Annotated in this window: 27 protein-coding genes; 16 read left to right on the top strand and 11 right to left on the bottom strand. The window is 70.2% G+C overall.

Annotated features, from left to right (window positions below; translation table 11 throughout):
* Window positions 1-91: 91 nt before the first annotated feature.
* Both cysC and cysD read right to left on the bottom strand, forming a co-directional pair.
* Window positions 92-1921 (bottom strand): adenylyl-sulfate kinase, encoded by a 1830-nt coding sequence (gene cysC / locus VFH59_RS08545; protein WP_325164465.1) that lies wholly within the window; start codon window positions 1919-1921, stop codon window positions 92-94.
* A complete protein-coding gene (cysD, locus tag VFH59_RS08540) occupies window positions 1921-2823 on the bottom strand; it encodes a sulfate adenylyltransferase subunit CysD (protein ID WP_414655868.1) in 903 nt (300 codons plus the stop codon). The genes cysC and cysD overlap by 1 nt, the downstream gene beginning before the upstream one ends.
* Window positions 2824-2992: 169 nt before the next feature.
* On the opposite strand from cysD, the gene VFH59_RS08535 reads away from it, so the two are divergent.
* Together VFH59_RS08535 and VFH59_RS08530 are read left to right on the top strand one after the other, a co-directional pair.
* Window positions 2993-4615 (top strand): tetratricopeptide repeat-containing sulfotransferase family protein, encoded by a 1623-nt coding sequence (locus VFH59_RS08535; RefSeq protein WP_325164463.1) that lies wholly within the window; start codon window positions 2993-2995, stop codon window positions 4613-4615.
* Between the two features lie 78 nt (window positions 4616-4693).
* Window positions 4694-5503, top strand: coding sequence for a class III extradiol ring-cleavage dioxygenase (locus tag VFH59_RS08530; protein ID WP_325164462.1), 810 nt, complete (start codon window positions 4694-4696; stop codon window positions 5501-5503).
* Between the two features lie 6 nt (window positions 5504-5509).
* Here the strand turns inward: VFH59_RS08530 and VFH59_RS08525 are convergent, their stop codons facing one another.
* A complete protein-coding gene (locus tag VFH59_RS08525; protein WP_325164461.1) occupies window positions 5510-5896 on the bottom strand; it encodes a YkgJ family cysteine cluster protein in 387 nt (128 codons plus the stop codon).
* 200 nt (window positions 5897-6096) lie between these two features.
* Window positions 6097-6960 carry a KPN_02809 family neutral zinc metallopeptidase gene (gene ypfJ, locus VFH59_RS08520; RefSeq protein ID WP_325164460.1) on the bottom strand — a complete coding sequence of 288 codons (864 nt, stop codon included), beginning with the start codon at window positions 6958-6960 and terminating at the stop codon, window positions 6097-6099.
* A 112-nt stretch (window positions 6961-7072) separates the two neighbouring features.
* Here ypfJ and VFH59_RS08515 point away from each other — a divergent pair, with 112 nt between their 5' ends.
* From VFH59_RS08515 to VFH59_RS08495, 5 genes are all read left to right on the top strand, one after another.
* Window positions 7073-7468 carry an MAPEG family protein gene (locus tag VFH59_RS08515; protein WP_325164459.1) on the top strand — a complete coding sequence of 132 codons (396 nt, stop codon included), beginning with the start codon at window positions 7073-7075 and terminating at the stop codon, window positions 7466-7468.
* 93 nt (window positions 7469-7561) lie between these two features.
* On the top strand, window positions 7562-8359 hold the full coding sequence (locus tag VFH59_RS08510) for a type II CAAX endopeptidase family protein (RefSeq protein WP_325164458.1): 798 nt from the start codon (window positions 7562-7564) through the stop codon (window positions 8357-8359).
* A 108-nt stretch (window positions 8360-8467) separates the two neighbouring features.
* Window positions 8468-9073, top strand: coding sequence for a hypothetical protein (locus VFH59_RS08505; protein ID WP_325164457.1), 606 nt, complete (start codon window positions 8468-8470; stop codon window positions 9071-9073).
* A 24-nt stretch (window positions 9074-9097) separates the two neighbouring features.
* Window positions 9098-10540: a DUF2235 domain-containing protein gene (locus VFH59_RS08500; protein WP_325164455.1), complete on the top strand. Its 1443-nt coding sequence runs from the start codon at window positions 9098-9100 to the stop codon at window positions 10538-10540.
* A 14-nt stretch (window positions 10541-10554) separates the two neighbouring features.
* Window positions 10555-11127, top strand: coding sequence for a hypothetical protein (locus tag VFH59_RS08495; protein WP_325164454.1), 573 nt, complete (start codon window positions 10555-10557; stop codon window positions 11125-11127).
* Between the two features lie 6 nt (window positions 11128-11133).
* Here the strand turns inward: VFH59_RS08495 and VFH59_RS08490 are convergent, their stop codons facing one another.
* Both VFH59_RS08490 and VFH59_RS08485 read right to left on the bottom strand, forming a co-directional pair.
* Entirely contained in the window at window positions 11134-11706 is a 573-nt protein-coding gene (locus VFH59_RS08490; RefSeq protein WP_325164453.1) for a Maf family protein, read from the bottom strand.
* A 5-nt stretch (window positions 11707-11711) separates the two neighbouring features.
* Window positions 11712-12161, bottom strand: a complete 450-nt coding sequence (locus tag VFH59_RS08485; protein ID WP_325164452.1) for a GNAT family N-acetyltransferase — start codon at window positions 12159-12161, stop codon at window positions 11712-11714.
* Window positions 12162-12323: 162 nt separating this feature from the next.
* Here VFH59_RS08485 and VFH59_RS08480 point away from each other — a divergent pair, with 162 nt between their 5' ends.
* Window positions 12324-12860, top strand: coding sequence for a DUF4142 domain-containing protein (locus tag VFH59_RS08480; RefSeq protein ID WP_325164451.1), 537 nt, complete (start codon window positions 12324-12326; stop codon window positions 12858-12860).
* 404 nt (window positions 12861-13264) lie between these two features.
* Here VFH59_RS08480 and VFH59_RS08475 read toward each other — a convergent pair whose 3' ends face one another.
* Both VFH59_RS08475 and VFH59_RS08470 read right to left on the bottom strand, forming a co-directional pair.
* Complete coding sequence (locus VFH59_RS08475; RefSeq protein WP_325164450.1) at window positions 13265-14860, bottom strand: GMC family oxidoreductase; 1596 nt, start codon at window positions 14858-14860, stop codon at window positions 13265-13267.
* 2 nt (window positions 14861-14862) lie between these two features.
* The gene (locus VFH59_RS08470) at window positions 14863-16563 is read right to left on the bottom strand and encodes an AsmA family protein (protein WP_325164449.1); all 1701 of its coding nucleotides are present in this window, start codon (window positions 16561-16563) and stop codon (window positions 14863-14865) included.
* Between the two features lie 200 nt (window positions 16564-16763).
* Between VFH59_RS08470 and VFH59_RS08465 the strand changes: the two genes are divergently transcribed.
* The 4 genes from VFH59_RS08465 (at window position 16764) to VFH59_RS08450 (ending at window position 18775) form a co-directional block, all read left to right on the top strand.
* A complete protein-coding gene (locus tag VFH59_RS08465; RefSeq protein ID WP_325164448.1) occupies window positions 16764-16922 on the top strand; it encodes a hypothetical protein in 159 nt (52 codons plus the stop codon).
* 76 nt (window positions 16923-16998) lie between these two features.
* Entirely contained in the window at window positions 16999-17319 is a 321-nt protein-coding gene (locus VFH59_RS08460) for a hypothetical protein (protein WP_325164447.1), read from the top strand.
* Window positions 17320-17424: 105 nt separating this feature from the next.
* Entirely contained in the window at window positions 17425-18531 is a 1107-nt protein-coding gene (locus tag VFH59_RS08455) for a DUF1615 domain-containing protein (RefSeq protein WP_325164446.1), read from the top strand.
* Between the two features lie 70 nt (window positions 18532-18601).
* Window positions 18602-18775, top strand: a complete 174-nt coding sequence (locus VFH59_RS08450) for a hypothetical protein (protein ID WP_325164445.1) — start codon at window positions 18602-18604, stop codon at window positions 18773-18775.
* 207 nt (window positions 18776-18982) lie between these two features.
* Here VFH59_RS08450 and VFH59_RS08445 read toward each other — a convergent pair whose 3' ends face one another.
* Window positions 18983-20260 carry a DUF763 domain-containing protein gene (locus tag VFH59_RS08445; protein WP_325164444.1) on the bottom strand — a complete coding sequence of 426 codons (1278 nt, stop codon included), beginning with the start codon at window positions 20258-20260 and terminating at the stop codon, window positions 18983-18985.
* A 164-nt stretch (window positions 20261-20424) separates the two neighbouring features.
* Here VFH59_RS08445 and VFH59_RS08440 point away from each other — a divergent pair, with 164 nt between their 5' ends.
* The 3 genes from VFH59_RS08440 to VFH59_RS08430 all read left to right on the top strand — a co-directional run bounded on the left by VFH59_RS08440 (window position 20425) and on the right by VFH59_RS08430 (window position 23870).
* On the top strand, window positions 20425-21531 hold the full coding sequence (locus VFH59_RS08440; RefSeq protein WP_325164443.1) for an aminoglycoside phosphotransferase family protein: 1107 nt from the start codon (window positions 20425-20427) through the stop codon (window positions 21529-21531).
* Window positions 21528-22238, top strand: coding sequence for an N-acetylmuramate alpha-1-phosphate uridylyltransferase MurU (gene murU / locus VFH59_RS08435; RefSeq protein WP_325164442.1), 711 nt, complete (start codon window positions 21528-21530; stop codon window positions 22236-22238). The genes VFH59_RS08440 and murU overlap by 4 nt, the downstream gene beginning before the upstream one ends.
* 195 nt (window positions 22239-22433) lie before the next feature.
* On the top strand, window positions 22434-23870 hold the full coding sequence (locus VFH59_RS08430) for a sensor histidine kinase (protein WP_325164441.1): 1437 nt from the start codon (window positions 22434-22436) through the stop codon (window positions 23868-23870).
* A 139-nt stretch (window positions 23871-24009) separates the two neighbouring features.
* On the opposite strand, the gene VFH59_RS08425 is transcribed toward VFH59_RS08430, so the two are convergent.
* Window positions 24010-24336 (bottom strand): non-heme iron oxygenase ferredoxin subunit, encoded by a 327-nt coding sequence (locus tag VFH59_RS08425; RefSeq protein ID WP_325164440.1) that lies wholly within the window; start codon window positions 24334-24336, stop codon window positions 24010-24012.
* Window positions 24333-24881, bottom strand: a complete 549-nt coding sequence (locus VFH59_RS08420; protein ID WP_325164439.1) for a GNAT family N-acetyltransferase — start codon at window positions 24879-24881, stop codon at window positions 24333-24335. The genes VFH59_RS08425 and VFH59_RS08420 overlap by 4 nt, the downstream gene beginning before the upstream one ends.
* A 95-nt stretch (window positions 24882-24976) precedes the next feature.
* Here VFH59_RS08420 and VFH59_RS08415 point away from each other — a divergent pair, with 95 nt between their 5' ends.
* Complete coding sequence (locus VFH59_RS08415; protein ID WP_414655869.1) at window positions 24977-26308, top strand: PQQ-dependent sugar dehydrogenase; 1332 nt, start codon at window positions 24977-24979, stop codon at window positions 26306-26308.
* Window positions 26309-26310: the final 2 nt, after the last annotated feature.

Here is a 26310-nt window from a genome sequence, read left to right as displayed (position 1 = left end):
AACGGCGCTCGGGGTCCCCGCCACCCGCCACCCTCCGGCGCCGTTTGCGGCGCGTGCAGCTTGCACGGCAAGCGGCACGCGCCAGCCCGCGCTAGCCCAACCGCTCCTGCAGGTACGCCAGCACCTGCTCGGCGAGCTGCTCGGCGCGCTGCCCTGCCGCCTGCAGGTGCAGCTCCGCCGCCGTCGGCCGTTCGTAGGGCGAGTCGATGCCGGTGAAATTGCTGATCCTGCCGGCACGCGCCTTGGCGTAGAGTCCCTTGGGATCGCGCTGCTCGCATTCGGCCAGCGGCGTGTCCACGAACACTTCGATGAACTCACCCTCGGCGAAGCGCCTGCGTGCGAACTCGCGCTCGCCGGCAAACGGCGAGATCACGCAAACCAGCACCACCAGCCCGGCATCGACCATCAGGTGCGCCACTTCGGCGACGCGGCGCACGTTCTCCACGCGCGCCTCGGCGGTGAAGCCCAGGTCCACGTTGAGCCCGTGGCGCAGGTTGTCGCCGTCCAGCAGGTAGGTATGGAAGCCCTGCGCGGCCAGCTTCCGTTCGACCAGGTTCGCGATGGTCGACTTGCCCGCGCCGGACAGGCCCGTGAACCACAGGCAGATCGGCTGCTGCCCCTTGGCCAGCGCGCGCGTGGACTTGTCCACGTCGGTGTGCTGCCAGTGGATGTTGGTCGCGCGGTGCAGGGCGAAGTCGAGCATGCCGCAGGCGACCGTCGCCTGGCTCTGGCGGTCGATGAGGATGAAGCCGCCCAGCGTGCGGTTGTCCGCGTAGCGTTCGAACGCGACCGGCCGGTCGAGATCGATGTTGCAGTAGCCGACCTCGTTCAGCAGCAACCGTCGTGCGGCCAGCGGCGCCTGCGTGTTGATGTCGATCTTGTGCTTGATCGTGGTGACCCGCGCGTTGACCGTCGCCGTGCCCAGGCGCAGCAGATAGCTGCGGCCGGGCAGCAGTGGCGCATCGCCAAACCAGACCAGGTGGCAGCCGAACTGGTCGGCGACCGGCGCCGGCTGCGCGGCGGCACTGATCACGTCACCCCGGCTGATGTCCAGTTCGCGATCCAGGCACAGGGTGACGGCCTGTCCGGCCGATGCCTGCGCAAGCTCGGCCGACGGCCCGACGATGCGCTCGACCCGCGCGCGCTGCCCACCCGGCTGGACCAGCACCTCCTCGCCCACCGCCACGCGCCCGCCACAGACCGTGCCGGCGTAGCCGCGGAAGTGCTGGTCCGGGCGGTTGACCCACTGCACCGGCAGGCGGAACCGCGTGGGCGGCTCCGCCCTGGCGTCTAAAGTGTCGAGCAGCTCGAGCAGACTCGGCCCCTGGTACCAGGGCATCCGGGTCGAGCGCAGGCCCACGTTGTCGCCGTCGGGCGCCACCACGGGCAGCGCGTTGACCGACTCGATGCCCAGCGACGCGGCCAGCGCGTGGTAGGGCTCCACGATGGAGGCGTAGACGCCAGCATCGAGCCCGACCAGATCCATCTTGTTGACCGCCAGGATGACCCGGCGAATGCCCAACAGTGCGCAGATGTAGGTGTGCCGGCGGGTCTGCGGCAGCAACCCCTTGCGGGCATCGACCAGCACTACCGCCAGGTCCACCTGCGAGGCGCCGGTGGCCATGTTGCGGGTGTACTGCTCGTGGCCCGGACAATCGCCGACGATGAAGCTGCGCCGGGCGGTGTGGAAATAACGCCAGGCCACGTCGATGGTGATGCCCTGCTCGCGCTCGGCGTCCAGCCCATCGGTCACCAGGGCGAAATCCAGCGCCTCGCCCCCGCGCTTGCGGCTGTCGCGGCGCAGCGCGTCGAGCTGGTCGTCGGCGAGCATGCCGGCGTCGTACAGCAGGCGGCCGAGCAGCGTGCTCTTGCCGTCGTCGACGCTGCCGCAGGTAATGAAGCGAAGCAGGCCCTCGGCCATCAGAAGTAGCCCTCCTGCTTCTTGCGCTCCATCGAGCTGCCGCCGTCGTGGTCGATGATGCGCCCCTGCCGCTCGGAACTGCGCGAGGCGCGCATCTCCTCGATGATCGCGTCCAGCGAGTCGGCCTCCGACTCGATCGCGCCGGTGAGGGGATAACAGCCCAGCGTGCGGAATCGCACCCGCCGCCGCTCGACGCGCTCGCCTTCGCGCAGCACGAAGCGCTCGTCGTCCACCATGATCAGCGCGCCGTCGCGCTGCACCACCGGCCGCTCCTTCGCGAAATACAGCGGCACCACGTCGATCTTCTCGCGGCGGATGTATTCCCACACGTCCAGTTCGGTCCAGTTCGACAGCGGAAACACCCGCACGCTCTCGCCCTGGCGGATCCGGGTGTTCCAGCTGCGCCACAGCTCGGGCCGCTGCTGCTTCGGGTCCCAGCGATGCTGCGCGCTGCGGAACGAAAAGACGCGCTCCTTGGCGCGCGACTTTTCCTCGTCGCGGCGGGCGCCACCGATCGCCGCGTCGAACCGGTAGTGATCCAGCGCCTGCTTCAGCGCCTGGGTCTTCATCACATCGGTGTGCACCGCCGAGCCATGGGTCAGCGGCGAGATGCCCTGGCGCACGCCCTCCTGGTTCACGTGCACCAGCATCTCGACGTCGCCTGCGGCCGCCACGCGATCACGAAAGGCGATCATCTCGCGGAACTTCCAGGTGGTGTCCACGTGCAGCAGCGGCAGCGGCGGACGCGCCGGACGGCTGGCCTTGCGCAGCAGGTGCAGCAGCACCGTGGAGTCCTTGCCGATGGAATAGAGCATCACCGGACGGTCGAAACAGGCGAACACTTCACGAAGTATCTGGATGCTCTCCGCTTCCAGATCGTCGAGGTGGGACAGGCGTTGCATCGGACGGGCATGTTCCTGGCCCGCGCGGCGCGGGCGAAGCGGACAAGCTAGCAGACTTGCGCCAGCCTGCGCATGGGACATGTGCGGCGCGGGACGGCCGCCCCGGGGGCATCACGCACGGGACCGGTTCCTGCACGTACCATCGGCGTTTTCGTCCTCAAGGCCTGCCATGCCCGCTTCCTGGCCCCGCCCCGAGCATCCGACCGACATGGCCACCCGTGCCGCGGGCCTGTCGCCGGGACTGCGCCAGCAGCTCGAGATGGCCGCCCGGTCCATCCGCGACGGTGCGCTGGCACCGGCACGGCAGGTGCTCGACGCCGTACTGGCGGAGGCGCCCGCACACCCCGAAGCGCTCCGCCTGCTCGGCATCCTGCATACCCGCGGGCGGCAGTACGGGGCCGCGCGCGACACGCTGGGCGAAGCCCTGCGGCAGTGGCCGGACGACCCGCTGGCGCTCACCGACCTGGCCAATGCCGAGCAAGCGGCCGGCGATGTCGACGCCGCGCTGGCGCACTGGCGAGAGGCCTGCGCGCTGGCGCCGGACTATCCCATGGGCTGGTTCAACCTCGGGCGCAACCTGCAGGTGCTCGGCCACACCGAGCCTGCCGTGGAGGCGCTCGAACGCGCCTGTGCCCTGGAACCGACGCTGCTGCCCGCCCATGTCCTGCTGGGTGATGCCCTGGTCCACCTGGGACGCTTCGACGAGGCGGACCGCCGCTACCGCGTCGCGCTCGCGCTCCACCCGGCCTGCGGGGACGCCTGGCGTGGCTTGGCCAACATCAAGACGCGGCCGCTTTCGGACGAGGACCGCTCGCGCCTCGCCGGCCTGCTCGGGCGCAGTGACCTCGGCGAAGCCGATCGCATCGCGATCGGCTTCGCGCTGGGCAAGGTCAATGAGGACCAGGGCCGCTACGAGGATGCCTTCGCCGCCCTGAGCGACGCCAACGCGCGCCAGCGTCGCATGGCCCCCTGGCACGCCGGCGGCTTCCATGCCTTCGTCGATTCGGTGGTCGACGCCGGCACGAAGCTGCCGGCGCCGGTCGCGCCCCGGCTGGGCGAGGAAGCGATCTTCATCGTCGGCCTGCCGCGCTCCGGCTCGACCCTGTTCGAGCAGATCCTCGCCGCGCACCCGCAGGTGGAAGGTGCCAGCGAGCTGCCGGACCTGGGCGAGGTGCTGGTGGAGGAATCGGTCCGGCGCGGCCAGCCGTTCCCGCGCTGGGTGCCGGCGGCGACCGCACCGGACTGGCAGCGCCTGGGCCTGCGCTATCTCGAGCGGACCGCCCGGTGGCGCAGGCAGCGCCCGCGCTTTACCGACAAGCTGCCGGAGAACTGGCTCTACGCCGGCATACTGGGCGCGATGCTGCCGGGCGCGCGCATCGTCGACGTGCGGCGCGACGCGCTGGAGGCGGGCTGGTCGTGCTTCAAGCAGCAGTTCTACCGGCTGCCGCATTTCGCCTGCACGCTGACCGACATCGCCGCCTACGTGCGCGATTACGAGGCGGCGCTGGACCGGTGGCGGGCCGCCGTGCCGGAACGCATCCGCACCCAGGGCTACGAAGCCCTGCTCGCCGATCTGGAAGGCGAGATCCGCGCCCTGCTGGACTTCTGCGAGCTGCCGTTCGATGCCGCGTGCCTGGCGTTCCACCGCACCATGCGCGCGATCCGCACGCCCAGTGCCGCGCAGGTGCGCCAGCCGCTCGACCGCGACACCGCGCGTGCCGAACGCTACGGCCGGCTGCTCGATCCGCTGCGGCTTGGCCTGGGGCGGCCGTTGGCGGAGCGGTCCCTGTAGCAGCCGCTTGCGGCCGGCGGGTGCGCCCCGATCTCTGCGCAGACCATGGCCCGCGAGCGGGCTTCGCGAGGTACGAACATGACCGCCCTGCCCAGCCTCTACATCTCTCACGGCTCCCCGATGACCGCGCTGCAGCCCGGTTCCGTGCGCGAGCGCCTGGCCGAACTGGCCGCCGCATTGCCGCGCCCTCGAGCGATCGTGATCGCCACCGCCCATTGGCTGGGCTCGCGGCCCCGGGTGGGCGGCGCGGCGCAACCGGAAACGGTGCACGACTTCTTCGGCTTTCCCGCCGCGCTGTACGAGATCCGCTACCCCGCACCGGGCGCCCCGGCCCTCGCCGAGCGCGTGCAGGGCCTGCTCGCGCAGGCGGATCTGGAGCCCGTGCTCGATCCGCAACAGGGCCTGGACCACGGCGTCTGGGTTCCGCTGCGCCTGCTTTATCCGGAAGCGGACATCCCGGTGGTGCCGATCTCGATCCAGCCGGACCGCGATCCGGCGCATCACCTGGCGGTCGGCCGCGCGCTGGCGCCCTTGCGCGACGAAGGCGTGCTGGTCATCGGTTCGGGAAGCATCACCCATAACCTGGGCGACCTGCGCATGGGCTACGGACCCGGGCGTGAGGCGCCTTACGTGCGCCCGTTCATTGCCTGGGTCGAGGCGCGCCTGGCCGCCGGCGACGTGCGCGCGCTGCTCGACTACCGCCGCCAGGCCCCGTTTGCCCAGCGCGCGCATCCGACCGACGAGCACCTGCTGCCGCTGTTCGTGGCGCTCGGCGCTGCCGGCGCGCAACCGCGCGCACGGCGTATCGATGCCGGCATCGACCACGGCATCCTGGCGATGGACATCTACCGCTTCGATGGGGCGCGGGGCGGGCTGCAGCCCGCCTGATGCGCCTCAGGCGCTCTGCGGCAGCGGCGGGGCGCTGTCGCCGGACGGATCGAGCCAGTCTTCCGGCGTCAACGGCCGCAGGCCATGGGCGATGCGGCCCTTGTCGCACTGCGGGCTGTGCCGGCCGAACTCCCACGAGGGCTCCACCTCGCGGCAGACCGACGGCTTGATCGGATGGATGCCGCAGTGGGCCGCCTCGCCGATGGTTCCCTGCAGCGCCACGCAGCGCGGCTGCCTGGATTGCGTGCCGCGCATCACCACGCGGTGCGGATCGAGTTGCTCGGTGAGTTCGACCGGCACCGTGCCACCGAGGAAAGGATCGGTCTCGGACCAGTGGAAGGCGATGCGGAAGAAGGCGCAGCACGCGCCGCAACTCAGGCAGGGATGGGCCATGGGACGAACGGAAGGCGCACCCCCTGGCGCGCGGCGCGCGGATTCTAGGGCGTGGCGCGGCCCGGCGGAAGATGGGTGGCGGGTGCGGGAAAACTCTTTGGAGGCAGACGTTTATCGCGCAGTCGGTTTGGAGCGCAAGGCTCGATGGGCGCTTCCCGGCTCCGCCCTGCGTCGGCCATTCGCGTCGCCTGTGGCGGCCCTCAGATATCACCCGAGAAGGTGTCGCAGCTGGACACCTTCCCACTTTCCAGTCCGGTCTTGAACCATTTCACGCGCTGGGCCGAGGTACCGTGGGTGAACGAGTCCGGCACCACCGCGCCCCGGCTTTCGCGTTGCAGCGTGTCGTCACCGATCTGGCTGGCGGCGTTGAGCGCCTCCTCCACGTCGCCCGCCTCCAGCCAGTGCAGCCGCTGCTCGCTACGGTTGGCCCACACGCCGGCGAAGCAGTCGGCCTGCAGTTCCTGCCGCACCGACAGACCATTGGCCCCTTCCATCGGGGCGCCCCGCTCGCGCGCCTGCTGCACCCGGTCGAACACGCCCAACAGCTTCTGCACGTGATGGCCGACTTCGTGAGCAATCACGTAGGCGCGGGCGAAGTCGCCAGCGGCGCCGAAGCGGTCCTGCAGCTCCCGGAAGAAGGACAGGTCCAGATACACCTTCTCGTCCCCGGGACAGTAGAACGGCCCCACCGCCGTGGAGGCCAGGCCGCAGGCGGTGCGCACGCCACCGCTGAACAGGTCGAGCCTCGGGTCGGTGTACTGCCGCCCGCCGGCGGCGAAGATGTCGCCCCAGGTTTTCTCGGTGGAACCGAGGATCGCGCTGACGAAGTCGCGTTGCTGCGGATCGACCTGCGCCGGCTCGCTCACCGGTGCGGTCGGGCCCGCGGTTCCGCCCTGATCGAGCAACGCGGTGGGGTCCTTGAAGAACACCCAGCCCAGGATCGCCAGCACGATCAGGCCGCCGATGCCCAGGCCACGGCCACCGCCGAAACCGAAGCCACCACCGCCCCCGCGGCCGCTGTCGACCTCCACGTTGCGGCTGCGCTCGCCCTTTTGCCAGTCCATCCCGCCCACCTCGCATGCGCCACAGCGCGCTTCGGCGAACCTACCCGGCGGTACGTCGCCCAGGCGTAGACGTTGCCGCTACAGTAGGCCACCGTTCAACTGCCCAGATGCCATGACAGAACACCTGCCCGCCCTGGTTACCCTGCTCACCATCCTGTTGATGTTCGGCACGGCCTTCGCGGTCGGCCTCGCACGCGGGCGCTATGGCATCCAGGCTCCGGCGACCAGTGGCCACCCGGCGTTCGAGCGCGCCTTCCGCGTGCAGATGAACACGCTCGAGGCGACGCTGCTGTTCCTGCCGACGCTCTGGTTGGCCGCGCACTACGGCTTCGCGTTCTGGGCAGGCATCGCCGGATTGGTGTGGATCGCGGCGCGGACCTGGTACGCGCTGGCCTACCTGCGGGAAGCGGCCAGGCGCGGCGGTGGTTTCGCACTCGGCATGGTCGCCTGGATGGCCACGTTGCTGATGGCGCTGGCCGGCCTCGGTCGCGCCATGCTGGCCGGCTGAGCGGCCACCGGATTGCGCGACCCTCGTCCCACGGCTAGCGTGGGCGCCCGGGCCGCGCACGTCCGTCCCTTCCTCGCAGGTTGCTTCCGGCCGATGCCCTCCCGCCCGCTCCATCCCTCGCTGCACGACGCGCGGCTGCCACACCTGGGCAGCGCGGTCGGCGTGATCATCCTGTACTTCGCACTGCAGTTCCTGGCCAGCGGCCTGGTCGGCGTCGGGCTGGGCTTCGCCCTGGGCGCCTCAGGGGCGCCGGCGGCGGGCCTGACCGCACGCATCCGCACGGTGCTGGCACAGCCGGACACCAACGCGATGATGGTGATCCTGACCCTGTTGCTGGCTGCGAGCGTCACCATCGTGCTGGTCAGGCGCCTCTGGCCGGCGGCCTGGTCGCATGGCGCACCGCCGGGCCTTGGCCTGACCCGGCCCGGCCGGCCGTTGTTCTACCTGGCCGCGATCGTGCTCGGCCTGGCTCTTCCGATCGCAGGTGGCTGGCTCACCCGCTGGGTGGCCCAGGGCCACCAGGTCACCCAGGACGTCAAGCAGATCGGCGGCGCCGCGTCGCTGGCGCTGCGGCTGCCGCTGGCGCTGGTAGTGGTCACGCTGGGGCCGCTGGTGGAAGAGCTGCTCTTCCGCGGCGCGCTGCTCTCGGCGCTGCTGCGGCGCATGCCGGCTGCTTGGGCGGTCGCCATCAGTTCACTCCTGTTCGCCTGCGTGCACCTGCCCGATCTGGGCTTCCTCTGGTATGCGGTGCCCAATCTGGTCCTGCTGGCGGCCGCGCTGGCCTGGCTGCGCCTGCGCTCTGGCTCGCTGTGGCCCGCGGTGGTGGCGCACGGCGTCAACAACCTGCTGGCGGTGACGGCCTGGTTCGTCGCGTCCTCCGTTGCTCGCTGAGAATCAGCGATCCCCGTCCCGAAAGTAGGGAATCGTCCATTGCCCGGTTCCAGCCGCGTGGCCTAGATTCGGTCTTCCTCGTTTCCGCATCGAGCAGGACGCCCGAGCATGCGACACGCCCGTTTTGCCCTTCTCGCCTTGCTGTTCCTTACCGCGCTGACAGGGAGTCTTTCGGCCATGGCGTTTTCTTCGGATAGTTCGAGTCAACACCTGGCACCGAACCACTTTCCGTTGAAGTTCAAGCGGCACGATTTCCGCGCCTACTGTTACAACACGATCGGGTGCGAGGTGATTTACGCTAATTACAACTTCACCCGACTCCGCTCCGGGAACGTCATAAGCCCGCCGCCTGCGTCGGCGGATTATCGGGACAAGTGGGGTTTCGCGTCCTACGGTGGCATTCCGAATTTTCCACCCCCCGCGCTGGTTAGGTGGAAGTCGCTGGACGGGGCCTCTCACGCCGCCGAAGTGGATATCGGAGCGATCTTCAAAGACGAGCTGATCCTCTACCGCGTACCAAACGATGAAATAAGAGCTGGCATTTTCCCGGGCCCAGGCCCCGCAGCAGACCCGAGCATCTTTCTTGAGGTGAACAACCGAACGATTAGCGTTTTCACCAAAACGCTCATTCCAACCAAGACCGAGCAGGAACCTGGAAACAAGAACAGCTACTACAGAGCCGATCTCATTCCCGTCTGGAACAAGACGTACTAATCCTCATGATCGAGTGCCAGGGAAATGGCCAGCAATAACAAACCGCTTAAGGATAGGCTTCTGGATGACGACGTCCCTACCTATACCGCTAGCGCCAGCGATATGGCCTTGTATAACAAGGCAGACTTAGCGCTGGAGCAATTCAAAGTACCAGTCCTTGTTCACCAACTCATCCCACACGAGAGGCTCTATATATCCGCTTTTGATGGAACTGGCGATGACAAGTACAAGGACCCTTTGCATGCCACAAATGTCGCCTTAATTGACAATCAGGTGTCTGCACTCTCATCCGCAGGAAACTTGCAAATTGCCGAAGGGTACGTTCCTGGCCCCGGCACTCAGGATGGGTTAGTCGCCCGCACCTTTGACGGTGCTATTGGATACACGCATGAAGCACGTGTCGAAAAGATGTACCAGCTATTCATTCAGCAGGCCGCGGAGTGGCTCAGGCAAGACCCGCATGCGCAGATCCGCTTGGTTGATATCGGCTTTAGTCGTGGTGGGGAGGAAGCCGCGAGCTTCGCTCGCTTGGTGCATGAACGCGGCATCCAGGACGTCAGTGGCGCCATCTACACCCGCAACCTCCACGGCGACATCACCCACGTGCACTACACCAAGCCGCCGCTGGTCGGGCCGGGCAAGGTGGCCCAGGCCGTGGGCTTGTTCGACCCGGTGGGTACCGGGGTGCCGATGAATGACTATGACCGGCGGCTGCCGCCGTCGGTCATCTCGGGCCTGCAGATCTTCTCCAGGGACGAACATCGCGGCCTGTTCAAGTCCGACCACATCATCGATCCGGGCGTGACGCCGGATGGCCGCTTCCTTGGCGTGCTGGTGCCCGGTGCGCACTCGGACGTGGGGGGCGGCTACCTGCGTGACGGCCTGAGCATCCGCAGCGGCAACCTGATGGTGGATTACCTCAATGCGCTCAGCGACCGTCCGTTCCTCGAAAAGTCGCCCGAGCCCACCGACCCGCGCCTCAACGTCGTGCACCGCTCGACCGAAGGCCTGCTGCTCTATCGCGTCTGGCACAAGGTCGACCGGCTCCAGCCGGACGGCTACAACACGCTGGAAGTCCCCAGGCACCACCATCACGGTTATCGCGTGGTGGGCGATCCCTACAACGCCGAACCGCGCGACGAGGCCTTGAGCAGCCTCTTTGATTTCCGTGCCGTGGCGATCGCCCCGGCGCCCGGCGCCCGGGAGACGGCCCGGCACCCCGTGCCCGCTCCTGTCGCCACGCCGGATCCGGTCGACGCGATGATCGAGCGGTTGTACCGCGCCGCGCTCGACCAGGACGACCACGCCATGGACGCCGTGGCGGGCGACTACCTGCAGTCACCCCAGGGCACCGCCTGGTGGCGCGAGGTCCAGCAGTACAGCCAGGAGATGCAGGTTCCGGCGCCTGCGCTCACCTACCACGAACAGGCCGCGGCGACTGCACTGACCACCGTCGCGCAGCATTGACCGGAGGAACTGCCATGGACGGCGGCAACATCGACGAGGTCAAGCAACTGCTGGTGAAGCTCGCGGTCATTGCCGAGCAGCTCGACACGCGTAGCCGTGGCGCCTTGCAGCGCATCGACGCCAGCGTGGCGTCACTCGACCGCAGTACCCGGCACTGGACGGAAGGTGGGGAGGACTTCTCGCGCAAGCTGATGGAGATGCTCGGCACGCAGGCGCGCGACGGGATCGCCACCACGGCCCGCCAGGCTCTCGCGCCGCTGGATGCGCAGCTGCACCGGAGCGCCGAGGCCGCGAAGTGGGCGGCGGACGCACTGGCGGAGCAGCGCAAGCTGCTCACCGCGGCCCAGCGTGCGCTGGTCCGCAGGAGCCTGCGCGCGTTGCTTCTGGGATCGCTACTGGCAGCGTGCGGCAGCGGCTACCTCGCATGGCACGGACTGCGCGGCGCGGCGTGGAGCGACGACCTGCGCCGAGCCGTAGGCTCGGGCGCGCTGGTGCGCTGTCCGGACAGCCAGGCGCTGTGCGCGCGCATCGGCCCCACCCCCCGCCGGGCCGGGCGTCATGGCGAATACCTCGTACTGCAGCCGTAGGCGGCCCTACGCCGGCAGGAGGCCGAAGCGCCGCAAAAGCCGCGCCGTCTCGAACAGTGGCAGCCCCATCACCCCCGAATAGCTCCCCTCGAGGTGTTCCACCAGGGCGGCGCCACGCCCCTGGATCGCGTAGCCGCCGGCCTTGCCGAAGGGCTCGCCGGTGGCGACGTAGGCCGCAATGGCTGCCTCCTCCAGCGGCGCGAAGCGCACCTTCGAGACGCACACCTCCTGGCCGGTGTGCGCGGCACTGGCCGCCCACACGGCGGAGACCACGGTGTGGGTCCGACCGGAGAGGCGCTGCAGCATGGCCCTCGCCTGGCCGGCATCGGCCGGCTTGCCGAACACCTCGCCGTCCAGCACCACTTCGGTGTCCGAGCCGAGCACGACAGCTTCCTCCGCGCTTTCCAGCAGAGCGAGGCCAGCCTGTGCTTTCTCGAGCGCGACGCGGCTGACGTACTCCTCCGGCGGTTCGCCGGGGGCGCGCATTTCGGGCACGTCCACGTCCAGCGCCCTGTACTCGACCCCGAGTTGCCGCAGCAGCTCGCGCCGTCGTGGCGATTGCGAAGCCAGATAGAGCATGGCCGTCACAGGGCAAGCGTGTATTCGCAGAACTGGCGGTCGCGCTGCCAGCCCAGCGATTCGTACAGCGCCTGCGCCGGCACGTTGTCCAGCGCGGTAGACAACGACAGGCTGGCCGCGCCCAACGCACGTGCATGGGCCGCCGCTTCGTGCAGCAGCGCCGCCGCCACGCCGTGGCGACGCGCCTCGGGCGCCACGAACAGATCGTTGAGCAGGTAGGTACGCACCATCCGCACCGACGAGAACAGCGGGTAGAGCTGGGTAAAGCCCAGCCCCTCACCCCGGCCGTCCGACGCCAGCAGGATCACCGATTGGTGGTGCGCGAAGCGCGCACCGAGAAAGGCGCGCACGCCCTCCGGATCGGACCGCTGGCCGTAAAACTGCCGGTAGCCGTCGAACAGCGGCACCAGCGTGGAGAGGTCATGGACGGTGGCCTGGCGAACCTGGACGGGCATGGCAGCTTCCGGGACATGGAAAGCGCGACCGTATCGGTTCCGGCGGCAAGCGCACAAGCCCGTCCCCGAGGGCCGCCGTTACCCGCGTATTCACGGGCCCTAGAGCAGCCATTGCCGGCGCCGGGGTTAGCGTCGGGCTTCCACACCGTTCCGGATCCGCCCATGACGCTGCCCTCTCTCCCGTCCTTCCTGGCCCGCGGCCTGCTCTGCCTCGGCCTCGCCTTGCCCGCACTGTCCGCCGGCGCCGTGGACATCCCGCCCACGCTGGACAAGCAGGAGCAGGCCTTCGTCGCGAAGGCCACCGCCGACAACTCGATGCAGATCGAACTGGCCAAGGTCGCGGGCGAGCGATCCACCTCGCCACAGGTGCGTGAACTGGCCAGGCGCATCATCGACGACCACAAGGCGCTGAACCGCAAGTTCACGGCCTTCTCGGTCGCCAGGAAGGCACACGGCCAGGCCCACGGCCTGCCGTCGAAGGACGTCACCGAAGACAAGCTGCGCCTGCAGCGATTGCAGGGCGCGGCCCTGGACCAGGCTTTCGCGGGGATGATGGTGGCGGAACACCAGAAGATCATTCCGCTGTACGAGCAGGCCGCGAAGGACAGCCAGGATGCGAAGCTGCGTCAACTGGCGAAGGAAGGCCTGCCCTTGCTGCGCGAGCACCTGCGGCGGGCACAGGCGATTACCGCGAAGTGAGAGTGTCGGCGGAGCTGCCAAGCTCCCCCTGCGTGGGTCTGGGAGCGCGCCTGCGTGCGACCGGGCGCAGGAGTGGAGGCGGTGCCGCGATCAAGCCATTGCTCATGCCTCGGATGGGGGTCGCACACGAGTGCGCTCCTCCACGTGAGGCGCCAACGGCGCGTCGCACCGAGCTCCCGGATTGCCCCTCTGCATCGTTGCATCGGCGCGCCTGCGCGCGACCCGGCGCTGGAGCGGAAGCGTTGCCGCAATGGCCGCCCACTGCTCGTGGCGAGGATGGCGGTGCGCGCAAGTGCGCTGCCGCACGTGATGGCGGAACGGCCCCGCCCCGGCGGGAAGGGTAGCGCCTCGATAACGCGCGAGCGCCGGAGCCACGACGCCGATGCGCGTACCACGGAAAGTCGCTAGGACTGGTCGGCAAGCACGAAGGTGGCGGCCATCTCGCCGATCATCGCCGAGGGCGCCTCGGTGTTGCCGCTGATCAGCGTGGGCATGATCGACGCGTCGGCCACGCGCAGGCCCTGCGTGCCCCGCACGCGCAACTGAGGATCGACCACCGAGCCCGCATCGGCACCCATGCGGCAGGTGCCGACCGGGTGGTAGATGGTGTCGGCGTGGGCGCGGATCAGCCCACGCAGCCCCTCGTCGTCCTCGGCGCCCGTGCCGTACAGCGGCCGCCCGCCATAGGCCGCCAGGGCGGGCGCGGCCAGGATGCGGCGGACGATGTGCGCCCCTGCGAGCAGCAGTTCCATGTCCTGCGGGGCGGACAGGAAGGCCGGATCGATCAGCGGCGGGGTCGTCACCTCCGGCCCCGCCAGGCGCACACTCCCGCGGCTGGCCGGGCGCAGCACGCACACGTGCAGGGCCAGCCCGGTCGCCAGATGCATGCGGCGGTTGTGGTCGTCCACCATGCCGATGCAGAAGTGCAGCTGAAGGTCGGGACGCTCGACATCCGGGCGACTGCGCAGGAAGGCGCCGGCTTCGGCCGCGTTGCTGGTGAGCATGCCCTCGCCGCGCCGGCGGTAGGCCCGCGCCCCCGCGGCCATGCGCGCGAGGGTCGCCGGATTCATGCCGAACAGGCCGGGGGCGCGGACCCGCACGTTGGCGGTGTAGTCGATATGGTCCTGCAGGTTTTCGCCCACGCCGGGAGCGTCGTGCAGCACCGGAATGTCCAGCGCCTGCAGGTGCCCCGCCGGGCCGATGCCGGAGAGCATCAGCAGTTGCGGCGAGGCGATCGCGCCGGCACAGAGGACCACCTCCCGGCGCGCCCGCAGAGGCCGCCCGCCGACCAGCACCCCGCTCGCACGTCGTCCCTCGAACAGGATGCGCTGTACCGGCCGTCCGGTCAGCACGCGCAGGTTGGGACGGGCCTTGCCATCGCCAAGGTAGGCGCTGCCCGCATCGACGCGCTGACCGTCGCGCTGGAACACCTGGTACAGGCCCACGCCCTCCTGGCGCGGGCCGTTGAAATCGTCGTTGCGCGGATAGCCACATTGCACCGCGGCCTCCACGAAGGCGCGGCTCAAGGGGCTGGGCGAGCGCAGGTCGCTCACCGGCAGCGGACCGCCGGTACCGTGCCAGGCATCGGCGCCGCGCTGGTTGTCCTCGATGTGGCGGAACACCGGCAGCACGTCCTGCCAGCCCCAGCCGCCGCAGCCGCGCGCGGCCCAGCCGTCGTAGTCCTCGGGTTGGCCGCGGGTGCAGATCATCGCGTTGATCAGGCTGCTGCCGCCGAGGCCGCGCCCGCGCGGCACGTAGCCGCGGCGCCCGCCGAGCTGCGCCTGCGGCACCGTCTGGTAGGCGTAGTTGTGGCGGCTGCGGAATGGCACGAGCGCCGCGATACCCATCGGCATCCGGCTCAGCCACGAGGGCTTGGCCGGCCCGGTCTCGACGAGGACGACGCCCGGGCGGCCGGGCGCATCGGCCAGCCGGGCCGCCACGGCGCAGCCGGCGGGGCCGGCGCCGACCACGATGAAATCGGCGCTCTCCTCGTTGCCCATGCTCAGTGGCCGGTGGCCGGCTGCTTGGGCTTGAGCGCGTCCTGCAACAGGCTCTTGAGCACATCCTTCTGGTTGCCGGAGGGCTGCTTCGTGGCCGGTTTGCCGCTGTTGCCTTGCGTACCGGCATCCAGCAGGCCGGCCGCCGCGCGCGGGTCGAGCTTGAAGCTGGGGGCGCTGGCCGTGCCGCCGATGCGCACACCTACCCCGTTGGTGCTCATGCCCTTGATCAGGCCGCCGAGCGCGCCGCCCGCCTTCGAGCCGCCCAGCAGGCCTGCGATCCCCTGGCCGGCCTGCCCCGCCCCGGTCACACCCGCGTCGAGCTTGACCAGCATGCGGAAATCGAGCGCGCCGTCGGCGGCCATGCGGCCCTTGCCGGTGAAACCGCCCAGCTGCGCGATCTGCGCCTTGGCCGGATCGGCCTCGATGCCCTTGGGCGAGATGGTCAGCATGGCCTCGGCATGGCGGATCACGGTGTCCTTCGGCGCGCTGACGCCAGCCAGCGCCAACGCGCCGCCCAGCTTGGCCCCCAGGCTGTAGCCGGCCAGGCGCGTGTCGTCCAGGGAGACCGGCCCATGGATCACCAACGCATCGAGCGGCCCACGCACGGTGAGGTCCATGCTGGCGACGCCGCCGGCCAACCGCGAGTCCTTCGGCAGGATCACGCCGAACACCGGCAACAATGGCTGCAGGTCGTCGACCGGCTGCCGCTGGCCCTTCACCTTGAGGTCCAGCCGCATCACGGCGGGCCGGTTGTCGAAACTGCCCGCGATGGCCAGCCGGGCGGCGCCCGCATGGAGCACGGAGTCGGCGATCCGGCCGGTGCCGGCATCCAGCCGGTAGCTCGCCGTGTAGTCGATCCGCAGCGGCTGCGGCGACGGCGACCCGGAGGCGACCAGTTGCAGCTTGCGCGCGTCGATGCGGCCGTTGGAGCGCAGCACGCCCTGGGCCGAAGCGATCTTCGTATCCAGGTCGAGCACCCCGCCGACACCGCTTTCGTGCGCCATCAGGCCCGCACCGACCAGGTCCAGGTCGCGCATCGCCAGGTGCGCGTCCAGCGGCGTCAGAACTGCGTTACCGGCGTGCCAGGGGCCAAGCGTGCCGTCCAGTGCGAGCGAGCCGCCGCCGGCGATGTCCGCCTTCAGCTCGAACGGGAACGCCGCCCCCATGTCGACGTGGTCGGCGCTCAGCTGCACGTGGTCGTAGACCTTGCGATCGCCGGCCGCGCGCGTGAGCTCGATGCGTCCATCGTCGATACGCAACCGGTCGACGGTGAGCCCGGCCGGCGCGGCCTCATGCCCCGGGGGCGAGGCCCCGCCGCCGCCGAGCCCGGCGAAGTTCCAGCCACCCTTGCGGTTCTGCAGCAGGCGCACCACCGGCTGGTCGAGCGTGAGGGCGGTGATGTGCAATTCGCGATGGAGCAGCAAGGGCCACATCCGGACCCCGACTTCCAGCGACCGGGCGCTGACGAAGGGCTGCCTGCCGAAGGCAGGGTCCTCGCCGATGCGCAGCTGGTCGGCCTGCAGCGACCCCGACCACACCGTCAGGTGCAACTGGCCGATGCTCACCTCGCGCCCCAGCGCCTTGCCGAGCGAGGCCTGGATCTGCGGGCGGAAGTGGTTGGCGTCCACCAGCAGCAGCGCGGCCACGGCCAGCACGATCAGGCCCAGCACGACGACGATCGATCCGACCAGCAGGCGTTTCATGGCACGTCTCCCCGCAAAGTAGTCCGATACTAACCAAACCGGGCGCCTGCCCGGATCGCCACCCACGCCCGTGTGAACTGTTTGGCATGCCCGCCGCGTGGGCGGTTCTCGCCGGGCTGCCCGGGGGCCGGGTCCGGCCAGCCCCCCGAGAGGATCAGCGCGGTTGAAGACGGCGTCGGCCGCGCCCACCTCTTGACCCCATGGGCTGCCTTCCCGTTCCGCTGTTCTTCCTGCTGGGCTTCGGTATCGGCTACGCCGTCAACGGCACGGCCGGCGCCCTGTGGGGCACCGGCGTCGGCCTGGTCGTGGGCATCGCGGGCATGGGCTGGATGATCCGCCTCATGCGCGGCCGACGCTGAACCATCGACCGCCGCCACGCTGGCCTTTCCCCCCGGCGCGTAGTCGAATGGCCGGCAGCCTGCACCGGAGCCTTGGGTGATCAAAGACGCCGACCGCCTCAACCACCATCTGGATCGCTTCGAGCGTCGCCTGCCCCGCTGGATCGCGGGCCCGCTGCGATGGTTGCGCGCGCCCTCGTCCCGCTGGGTGCGCATCCCGGTGGGCCTGTTGCTGATCGTGGCCGGACTGTTCAGCTTCCTGCCGCTGCTGGGACTGTGGATGTTGCCGCTGGGCGTACTGCTGCTTGCCCAGGATCTGCCGTTCCTGCGCCGCCCGACGCGCTGGTCGCTGGTCGCGCTCGAACGCCAGTGGCTGCGCTGGAAACGACGCAGGCGCCAGGCCGACCGGCCATCATAGGGTCGCTCCGGGCCATGCGTGCAGGGCCGTCCGCCCGGCGTCACGGGTCGGGCGCCGCCGAGGGCTTCAGTCACCATTGGCGGGCGCTACCGCAGAATGGCCGGAATGCGACTGCGACCCCCCTCCCGCTCCGTCGTCCTGCTTGCGCTGCTGGCCCTGCTCGCCGGCTGCGCACGCCCGCGGGTGGAGGCACCGCAGCGCCGCCCCGACGAGGTGCGCGCGCAGATCGTGCACCTGCTGCCCGCCGATACCGCGGACCGCCAGGGCTGGGCGACCGACATCTACGCCGCGTTTTCCGCGCTGGACATGCCGCCGACCGCCAGCAATCTCTGCGCGACCCTCGCCGTCGCCGCGCAGGAATCCGGCTATCACGCCGACCCGGTGGTGCCCGGCCTGGGCCGGATCGCGCGCAAGGAGATCGACCGCCGCGCCGCGCAGCACCACGTCCCGCAATTCCTGGTCCGTGCGGCGCTGGCGCTGAAGTCACCGGACGGCAGGAGCTACGGCGACCGCCTGGCTGCCGTCCGCACCGAACGCGAACTGAGCCGCCTGTACGAGGACTTCATCGGCATGGTGCCGCTCGGGCGCCGCCTGCTCGGCGACGACAACCCGATACACACCGGCGGTCCGATGCAGGTGAGCGTGGCCTTCGCCGAGGATTACGCGAACCGGCACCCCTACCCCTACGCGCTCGACGGTTCGATCCGCCACGAGGTGTTCAGCCGGCGCGGCGGTCTGTACTTCGGCATCGCCCACCTGCTCGCCTACCCGGCCGATTACCCGCAGATGCTCTACCGCTTCGCCGACTACAACGCCGGCTGGTATGCCAGCCGCAACGCGGCGTTCCAGCAGGCGCTGAGCACGGCCTCCGGCATTCCGCTGGATTTCGACGGCGACCTGATCCGCTATGACGGCGGGCTCGGGGCCACCGAACGGGCCGCGCGCACCCTCGCCGGGCGCCTGGAGCTGGAGCCGGGCGACATCCATGATGCGCTGGCCGAAGGCGAGTCCCCGGACTTCACCCGCACGGACCTGTACGCGCGCGTGTTCGCCCTGGCTGAAGCCACCGCGCGCAAGCCGCTGCCGCGCGCCATGCTGCCGCGCATCCGGCTGGAAAGCCCGAAGATCACCCGCAAGCTCACCACCGCATGGTTCGCCAGGCGCGTCGACGGGCGCTACCGGCGCTGCCTGGCGCAATCCCCGCGCGGCTGAGCCCGAGCCTCCACGGGCGGCCGACGCACGTGGCGGTACAACGGTTTCCTGCAACCGGAGGAGACACGTGATGAGCCAGAACAAGCAGCCGCCGCGGGACACCGACGCACGCCGCGAGCTGGATCGCGATCGGACAGGCCAGGCGAAGACCGCGCGGGGCGACGAGGTGGAAACCGAGCTCGATCAGGAAACGCATCGCCTGCAGCGCCGCTACGACAGCGACGCGCCCAGGAACCGGGACTGATGCCCGGCGGCGCGGAGGCCGGCGCCTCCAGCGCCACGACCTGGGCGGAGCCGTACCGAAACGACGCACGCGCAGGCCTCGCGGCCGGCAGCCGCTCGCTCGTGCCCGTCTCCATGATGACCACACGGCCACCGGTGCTGCCGAACCACCGGCGTATGTCGCCGGGCATGTGAATCGGCAAGGCCGACCCCGAGCCCTGCGCAGGCGTCAGGATGCCTTTTTCCGGGCGACCGGCACTGCCGCGGGAGGCTCCCAACCGAACACGCTGCGCCCGCCATACTCGTGCGAGCGCAGGCGTTCCCCGGCGATGTACTGCTCGACCGACGGGCCGCTGGCGTACCGCTCCAGCCGCCGCGCCTGCTCGTCGAGCCGCTTGACTGCCGCCAGTTGTTCGTCGCGGCCGAGCCTGGCGTTCTCCACCGCGGACCTGAGCACGCCGATGGTGTGGTCGTAGACGCGCGTGGGGACCGGGAACGGGTGGCGGTCCTTGCCGCCGTGCGCCAGCGAAAAACGCGCCGGATCGCTGAAACGGCAGGGCGCGCCGTGGACCACCTCGGCCACCATCGCCAGCGCGCGCACGGTGCGCGCGCCGATGCCCGGCACCTGCAGCAGTTCGGTGAAATCGCGCGGTCCGTTTTCGGCCGCGGCGGCGAGCGCACCATGCAGGCGGCGTGCGACGACGTCGCTGCCGCGCACGTCGTGGTGGTCGGGCATCGACAGATGCGGCAGCAGGCCGAGTTGCAGGGGGGCCTCGACCGGCGGCACGGGCGCCGCCTTGCCTTCGATCTGCACGAACTCGCGTGCGATGCCGTCCGGTCCGAGCGTCTGCAGCAGCTCCAGTTGCGCCAGGCGCGAGGCCTGCGCGCGGTGGTCGGCCAGGTTGACGATCTGCCCCTGTGCAGGCCCGTCGACCGCCGCGTGCGGGTCGTCGACGAAGCTCTTCAGGTTCTCCGACAGCCAGTGGTAGCGCCGCGCCTGCCGGCGCTCGCCGTTCATGCCCTGCTGGATCACCACCCACCGGCCATCGTCGGTCACCACGAAGCCGTGCAGGTAGAGGTCGAACCCGTCCTGCACCGCGGCGCTGTCCACCTTGGCCACCAGGCGGCTCGCGCCCGCCAGCGCGGCACCATCGAAGCCGACCTTCTCGCCGATCGCCACCAGCTCGCCCGGCGTGGCACGCGAATGCTTGCCGCGCCCGCCGCAGACGTGGATGCCCAGCTCGTTCGCCAGCGGCGCCAGGCCGCGCTTGAGCGCGCCGATCACGCTGGTGGTGATGCCGGAGGAATGCCAGTCCATTCCCATCACCGCACCGAAGGACTGGAACCAGAACGGATGCGCCAGGCGGCGCAGGAACTCGTCGCGGCCGTACTCGCGCACGATCGCCTCGGCCATCAGTGCGCCCAACCGGGTCATCCGGTCTGCCAGCCAGCGCGGCACGCGCCCGCCATGCAGCGGCAGGTCGGCGCTTCCGGATCGTCGGGTCATGCGGGTGGGGCTCCAGCGGAAGAACGGACAGCACGACGGGCGGCTTACACCCGCCCGGTGCTTTCCGAGTATCGCAAACGCCAGTCTCACGGGATGAACGGCCGCCAGTCCGTGTCCGCACACCCCGATGGACCGCACGCGCGTCGCCTCGCTAAGCTGGTGCGATGCCCTCGCCCGACCTTCCCCAGACCGCCTCCGACCGCGCCGCTGCCCGCCTCGCCTGGGCCCGCGCCACACTGCACGACGACACGCTGACGCTGGCGCCGGCCTCGTCCGATGCCAGCTTCCGCAGCTACTGGCGGCCACAGGAAGGGCACGGCTGGATCGTGATGGACTCGCCGCCCGCGCTGGAAGATCCCGCGCCATGGCTGGCCATCGGGGAGCGCCTGCGCGATGCCGGGCTGCACGCGCCGAAGGTGCTTGCGCACGATCTGGCGCAGGGCTTCCTGTTGATCGAGGACTTCGGCCGGCAGGACTACCTGTCCTGCCTGAAGCCGGACACGGCGGACGCGCTCTACGGACAGGCGATGGATGCCCTGCTGCGCATCCAGACCCGGGTGGACGGCTCGGACCTGCCGCCCTACAGCCACGCCTTCCTGCAGCGCGAGCTGGAGCTGATGCCCGAGTGGTTCCTGCAGCGCCACCTGGGCTACACGCCCGAGTGCGTGGAATGGGACGTGATCGAGCAGGCATTCACCGTGCTTCTGCGCAACGCGGCCGAGCAGCCGCGCGTGTTCGTGCACCGCGATTTCCACAGCCGCAACCTGATGCAAACGGAGCGATCCGGCCCGATCCACGTCCCCTGCCTGACGCCCTTCCTCGATGCCGGCCCGGCGGACGCGGAGGCCCGCGCGTGGTTGCGCAACCCCGGCATTATCGATTTCCAGGGCGCGCTGCACGGCCCGCTCGCCTACGACCTGGCCTCGCTGCTGCGCGACTGCTACATCGCCTGGGACGAGACGCGCGTCGCCCAGTGGGTCGAGCACTACCGCCGGCGCGCGCAACAGGCGGGCCTGCTCGATGCCTCGGTCGACCGCGAGCGCTTCCAGCGCTGGTTCGACCTGATCGGCCTGCAGCGCCACATCAAGGTGCTCGGCATCTTCTGCCGGCTCTGGTACCGCGACGGCAAGCGTGGCTACCTCGCCGACCTGCCGCGCGTGCTCGGCTACGTGCTCACCGTGGCACGCCGCTATCCGGAACTGGCCGACCTGGCCGCACTGGTCGAGCGCTGCGTGGCCGGCCGCGACATCACCGTACCGGCGGCCGCATGAGGCACGCGCTGATCTTCGCCGCCGGACTGGGCGAGCGCATGCGCCCGCTCACCGATCACACCCCCAAGCCGTTGCTCGAGGCCGGCGGCAAGCCGCTGATCGCCTGGCACCTGGAGAAACTCGCCGGCGCCGGCGTGCATTACGTGGTGATCAACACCTCGCACCTGGCCGGACAGTTCCCCGAGCTGCTCGGCGACGGCAGCCGCTGGGGCCTGCGCATCCGCTACGCCTACGAGGGCGCGGTCCCCCTGGAAACCGGCGGCGGCATGCTCAACGCGCTGGCGTTGCTGGGCGACGCGCCGTTCATCGCGGTCAACGGTGACATCCACAGCGACGTGGACTACACGCGGCTGCCGGCCGAACCGCAGGGCCTCGCGCAGCTGGTGATGGTCGACAACCCCGGGCATCACCCGGAGGGCGACTTCAACCTCGACGCGCACGGGGTGCTGCACGCCGAAGGCGCGCCGCGGCTGACCTTCAGCGGCATCGGCGTCTACCGGCCGGGGCTGCTGCGCGGGTGGCGCGCGGCGATCGGCGACACGCCCGGAGCGCAGGCGCGGCCGCCGCGCTTCAAGCTCGCCCCGCTGCTTCGCACGGCCATGGGCGACGGCCAGGTGTCCGGCACCCATCACCGGGGATCCTGGACGGACGTGGGCACGCCCGCGCGCCTGGCCGAGCTGGACGAACGCCTGCGCCGACAGGGATAAGCCGGCCACATCACATTCCCGGCAGCGGGGAACCGCACGGCCGCGCCGGGGCACTAAGCTTTGCAGTGCGGACCCTCCGCCGGCGCCCCCGGGCGGCCGCAACCATGCCATGCATCGGGCGCGCCTTACGTGGAAGACCAACAACAAAGCCACCCCATGGAAGAGCAAAGCGAACGGACGCCGAACGAACCAGGCATGAAAGAACGGGTACGCCTCCATGACTGGGGCGCCACCGCACTGGGCCCGATCGCGACCTGGCCCCAGCCGTTGCGCACCATGGTCGACCTCATCCTGTCGTCCAACCTGCCGATGGTGATGGTGTGGGGCCCGGATGCGCAGTTGATCTACAACGACGCCTATGCGGAATTCGCCGGCGGGCGACACCCCTACCTGCTGGGGCTGAACGTGCTGGCGGCCTGGCCGGAAGTAGCGGAGTTCAACCAGCACGTGCTGGCCGCCACCCTGGCGGGGCAGGCGCTGTCCTACAAGGACCAGCCGCTGGTCCTGTTCCGCAACGGCCATGCCGAGGACGTCTGGCTCGACCTGGACTACACCCCGCTGCGCGACGCCGCGGGGGTGCCGCGCGGGTTCCTCGCCACCGTGGTGGAAACCACCGCGCGCGTGAAGGCCGAGCGCGCCTACCATCGCGCACGCGAGCAGGTCGAGCTGGCGCTGGACGCCGGCGCCGTCCTCGGTACCTGGATGTGGGACGTGCCGAACGACCGGGTCGTCGTCGACCACCGCCTTGCGCGCATCTTCGCAGTCGACCCGGTGGAGGCCGCCGCCGGCCTGCCGATCGAGCGCTTCTTCGAGCGCATCCATCCGCATGACCTGCCTGAGGTCGAGGTGCGCGTGCACGAGACGGTCAGCCGCGGCCTGCCCTACCGCTGCCAGTACCGCATTCAAAGATCCGGCGACGAGTACCTCTGGGTGGAAGGCTCCGGGCGCTGCCAACGCGGGGCGGACGGCCGACCGACCTATTTCGCCGGCCTGATCGTGGACGTGCACGAGCGAAAACTGGCCGAGCAACAACAGCGGATCATGATCAACGAGCTCAACCACCGGGTGAAAAACACCCTGGCGATCGTGCAGTCCCTGGCCGCGCAGTCGTTCAGCAACGCGGACTCGGTGGAGGCCGCGGCCGAGGTGTTCAACGCGCGCCTGATCTCGCTCTCGCATGCGCACGACGTGCTCACCCGCGAGCACTGGCACAGCGCCCTGCTGGGCGACCTGGTCGAGCAGATGGCCCAGTCGCACAACTTCCGGGGCAGCGAGCGCTTCGAGATCGAGGGGCCACCCGTGCGGCTGTCGCCACAGAACGCGTTGTCCTTCGCGCTGGCGCTGCACGAACTGGCCACCAACGCGATCAAGTACGGCGCCCTGGGGGAATGCGGCGGCGGCGTGCGCATCCACTGGCGCGTCGGCGAGACGAACGGCCGGCGCATCCTGCATCTGGACTGGATCGAACACGACGGCCCGCCGGTCCAGCCGCCGACCCACAAGGGCTTCGGCACCCGGCTGATCGAACGCAGCCTCAATCCGTCGCGCAACGGCGCGGTGAGCATCGACTACCGCGAAAGCGGCCTGACCTGCCACCTCGCCGTGCCGCTGCCCGAGGTGGAAGAGGACTAGCCAGCGGACCGGTATCCGGGGGCTCCTGCAACCGGCGCGGGCCGGCACCGGCCCCGTGCCCGCTGGCCCGTCCTCGCTACCGGCCGGGCGTGAAACCGCCCCCCCTGCGGAGGAAAGGAGGTTCGAATCGCGGCGCGTTTCAGCGGTCGTCGCGGGTCCAGATGGCGCCTTCGTCCTCGCGCACCGGGAAGCTGGCGATCGGTTCGTACGCCGGCGGACGGGTCACGGCGCCGGTGCGCACGTCGAAGCGAGCACCATGCCGGGGACATTCGACCTCGAAGCCGAACACCTCGCCACCGGCGAGGTCGCCGCCGTCATGGGTGCAGGTGTCCTCGATCGCGTAGTAAGCCCCATCGATGTTGTAGACCGCGATCGGCGTGTCGCCGTCGAAGACCAGCTTGAACTCGCCCGGCAGCAACTCGCCCTGCCGGCACACGCGGACCCAGCCCCCGGCCGCCGGACTCATGCCGCCTCCCCGGCCAGTCGCTTCACCAGCACCTCGAAGCGCAGGTCGCCGCGACGCGGGATGCCGAAACGCTCGTCGCCGTAGGGGAACGGCGCGAACTGGCCGGTACGCCGATAGCCGCGGCGTTCATACCAGGCGATCAGTTCCTCGCGCTGCACGATGACGGTCATTTCCATCAGGCGGCACCCCCAATCCTCCCGCGCGAGCCGCTCGGCTTCGCCCAGCAGCCGCTTGCCCAAGCCCCCGGCCTGCCGTGCGGGATCGACCGCGAACATCCCGAAGTACGCGGCCTCGCCCTTGCGCTCGAGCTGGCAACTGGCGAGCGGTTGCCCGTCGTGCTCCAGCAGCAGGATGCAACTGCCGGGGCGGGACAAGGCGTCGGCGACGCCGGCCGCGTCGGTGCGCTGGCCGTCCAGGAGGTCCGATTCGGTGGTCCATCCGCGTCGGCCCGACTCCCCGCGATAGGCCGATTCGACCAGGGCGACGATGGCGGGAATGTCGGCCGCGGTGGCCATGCGGTAGGTGGGCTGGGAAGACGTGGTCATGCGTACATGATAGCGACGGGCACGCTAGGGACGATGACCTGGGACAGGCCGCGGTTCACGCCGGCTTGCTCCCGGAATGCTTCCACTGGGCCTCCCTGGAGGTTTCCCGGATGCCACCGATCCACCGCCCGCTGTGGCTGTTTCCCTGCCTGCTGATGCTGACCGCCTGCGGCGTCCGCGCGCGCCTGCCGCTGGCGGCGGGCATCGGTCCCGACCCGGTGCTGCCACCGCCCGCCCGTTCGCTGCTTCCCACGGTGAATATCGCTCCGGCCCGGGGCTGGCGACCGGGTGCCCGGCCCATCGCCGCGCCCGGCCTGACGGTGCGGGCCTTCGCGCGCGACCTGGACCATCCGCGCTGGCTCTATGTGCTGCCCGACGGCGACGTGCTGGTGGCCGAGACCAACGCGCCGCCGCGACCGGAAGACGCCAGGGGACTGAAGGGCTGGGCCATGCGCCGGATCCAGCGGCGCGCGGGTGCCGGCGTGCCCAGCGCCGACCGCATCACCCTGCTGCGCGACGCCGACGGCGATGGCGTGGCCGAGACCCGCAGCGTGCTGCTCGACCACCTGCATTCGCCCTTCGGCATGGCACTGGTCGGGAAGGTGCTGTACGTGGCCGACACCGACGCGCTCCTGCGCTTCCCCTACCGCGAAGGCCAGACGCGCATCGGCGCTGCCGGCGCCAAGGTCGCCGACCTGCCCGCCGGAGCGATCAATCACCACTGGACCAAGAACGTGGTCGCCAGCCCCGACGGCAGGCGGCTGTACGTCAGCGTGGGCTCCAACAGCAACGCGGGCGAGAACGGCCTGGCCGTGGAACGGGATCGCGCGCGCATCCTCGAAATCGACCCGGCCACCGGCGCCACGCGCGCCTACGCCACCGGCCTGCGCAACCCGGTCGGCATGGCCTGGCAGCCGCAGAGCGGTGCGCTGTGGGTGGCGGTCAACGAACGCGACGAGCTGGGCAGCGACCTGGTGCCCGACTACATGACCGCCGTGCGCCGGGGCGCCTTCTACGGCTGGCCCTACAGCTACTACGGCGCACACGTGGATGAACGCGTGCGCCCGCAGGACCCGGCACGGGTCGCCCGGGCCGTGGTACCCGACTACGCACTGGGCGCCCACACCGCCCCGCTCGGCCTGGCGTTCTACGACGCCCCGTCGATGCCGCGGTACCGCAACGGTGCCTTCGTCGGCCAGCACGGCTCATGGAACCGCAAGCCGCGGAGCGGATACCGGGTGATCTTCGTGCCGTTCGCCGACGGCCGGCCCGCCGGCCCGCCGCAGGACGTGCTGACGGGCTTCGTCGACCACGATGGGCACGCACAGGGGCGTCCGGTTGGCGTGGCGGTGGCGCGGGATGGTGCGCTGCTGGTCGCCGATGACGTGGGCAATACCGTCTGGCGGGTGGCCCCGGCACATCCATAGAC

The organism is Frateuria sp. (assembly GCF_035695185.1).
GTDB lineage: Bacteria > Pseudomonadota > Gammaproteobacteria > Xanthomonadales > Rhodanobacteraceae > Frateuria_A.
The sequence above is the reverse complement of the archived record's forward strand: the minus strand, read 5'-3'. Positions and strand labels throughout refer to the sequence as shown.

Coding starts and splice junctions, on each gene's coding strand:
- VFH59_RS08490 (WP_325164453.1), bottom strand. CDS start 11,706: ATGCTCTATCTGGCTTCGCAATCGCCACGACGGCGCGAGCTGCTGCGG.
- VFH59_RS08505 (WP_325164457.1), top strand. CDS start 8,468: ATGCGACACGCCCGTTTTGCCCTTCTCGCCTTGCTGTTCCTTACCGCG.
- VFH59_RS08510 (WP_325164458.1), top strand. CDS start 7,562: ATGCCCTCCCGCCCGCTCCATCCCTCGCTGCACGACGCGCGGCTGCCA.
- cysD (WP_414655868.1), bottom strand. CDS start 2,823: ATGCAACGCCTGTCCCACCTCGACGATCTGGAAGCGGAGAGCATCCAG.
- VFH59_RS08455 (WP_325164446.1), top strand. CDS start 17,425: ATGCGACTGCGACCCCCCTCCCGCTCCGTCGTCCTGCTTGCGCTGCTG.
- VFH59_RS08450 (WP_325164445.1), top strand. CDS start 18,602: ATGAGCCAGAACAAGCAGCCGCCGCGGGACACCGACGCACGCCGCGAG.
- VFH59_RS08515 (WP_325164459.1), top strand. CDS start 7,073: ATGACAGAACACCTGCCCGCCCTGGTTACCCTGCTCACCATCCTGTTG.
- VFH59_RS08445 (WP_325164444.1), bottom strand. CDS start 20,260: ATGACCCGACGATCCGGAAGCGCCGACCTGCCGCTGCATGGCGGGCGC.
- cysC (WP_325164465.1), bottom strand. CDS start 1,921: ATGGCCGAGGGCCTGCTTCGCTTCATTACCTGCGGCAGCGTCGACGAC.
- VFH59_RS08480 (WP_325164451.1), top strand. CDS start 12,324: ATGACGCTGCCCTCTCTCCCGTCCTTCCTGGCCCGCGGCCTGCTCTGC.
- VFH59_RS08485 (WP_325164452.1), bottom strand. CDS start 12,161: ATGCCCGTCCAGGTTCGCCAGGCCACCGTCCATGACCTCTCCACGCTG.
- VFH59_RS08440 (WP_325164443.1), top strand. CDS start 20,425: ATGCCCTCGCCCGACCTTCCCCAGACCGCCTCCGACCGCGCCGCTGCC.
- VFH59_RS08475 (WP_325164450.1), bottom strand. CDS start 14,860: ATGGGCAACGAGGAGAGCGCCGATTTCATCGTGGTCGGCGCCGGCCCC.
- VFH59_RS08535 (WP_325164463.1), top strand. CDS start 2,993: ATGCCCGCTTCCTGGCCCCGCCCCGAGCATCCGACCGACATGGCCACC.
- VFH59_RS08430 (WP_325164441.1), top strand. CDS start 22,434: ATGAAAGAACGGGTACGCCTCCATGACTGGGGCGCCACCGCACTGGGC.
- VFH59_RS08500 (WP_325164455.1), top strand. CDS start 9,098: ATGGCCAGCAATAACAAACCGCTTAAGGATAGGCTTCTGGATGACGAC.
- murU (WP_325164442.1), top strand. CDS start 21,528: ATGAGGCACGCGCTGATCTTCGCCGCCGGACTGGGCGAGCGCATGCGC.
- VFH59_RS08465 (WP_325164448.1), top strand. CDS start 16,764: ATGGGCTGCCTTCCCGTTCCGCTGTTCTTCCTGCTGGGCTTCGGTATC.
- VFH59_RS08420 (WP_325164439.1), bottom strand. CDS start 24,881: ATGACCACGTCTTCCCAGCCCACCTACCGCATGGCCACCGCGGCCGAC.
- VFH59_RS08495 (WP_325164454.1), top strand. CDS start 10,555: ATGGACGGCGGCAACATCGACGAGGTCAAGCAACTGCTGGTGAAGCTC.
- VFH59_RS08470 (WP_325164449.1), bottom strand. CDS start 16,563: ATGAAACGCCTGCTGGTCGGATCGATCGTCGTCGTGCTGGGCCTGATC.
- VFH59_RS08425 (WP_325164440.1), bottom strand. CDS start 24,336: ATGAGTCCGGCGGCCGGGGGCTGGGTCCGCGTGTGCCGGCAGGGCGAG.
- VFH59_RS08525 (WP_325164461.1), bottom strand. CDS start 5,896: ATGGCCCATCCCTGCCTGAGTTGCGGCGCGTGCTGCGCCTTCTTCCGC.
- VFH59_RS08530 (WP_325164462.1), top strand. CDS start 4,694: ATGACCGCCCTGCCCAGCCTCTACATCTCTCACGGCTCCCCGATGACC.
- ypfJ (WP_325164460.1), bottom strand. CDS start 6,960: ATGGACTGGCAAAAGGGCGAGCGCAGCCGCAACGTGGAGGTCGACAGC.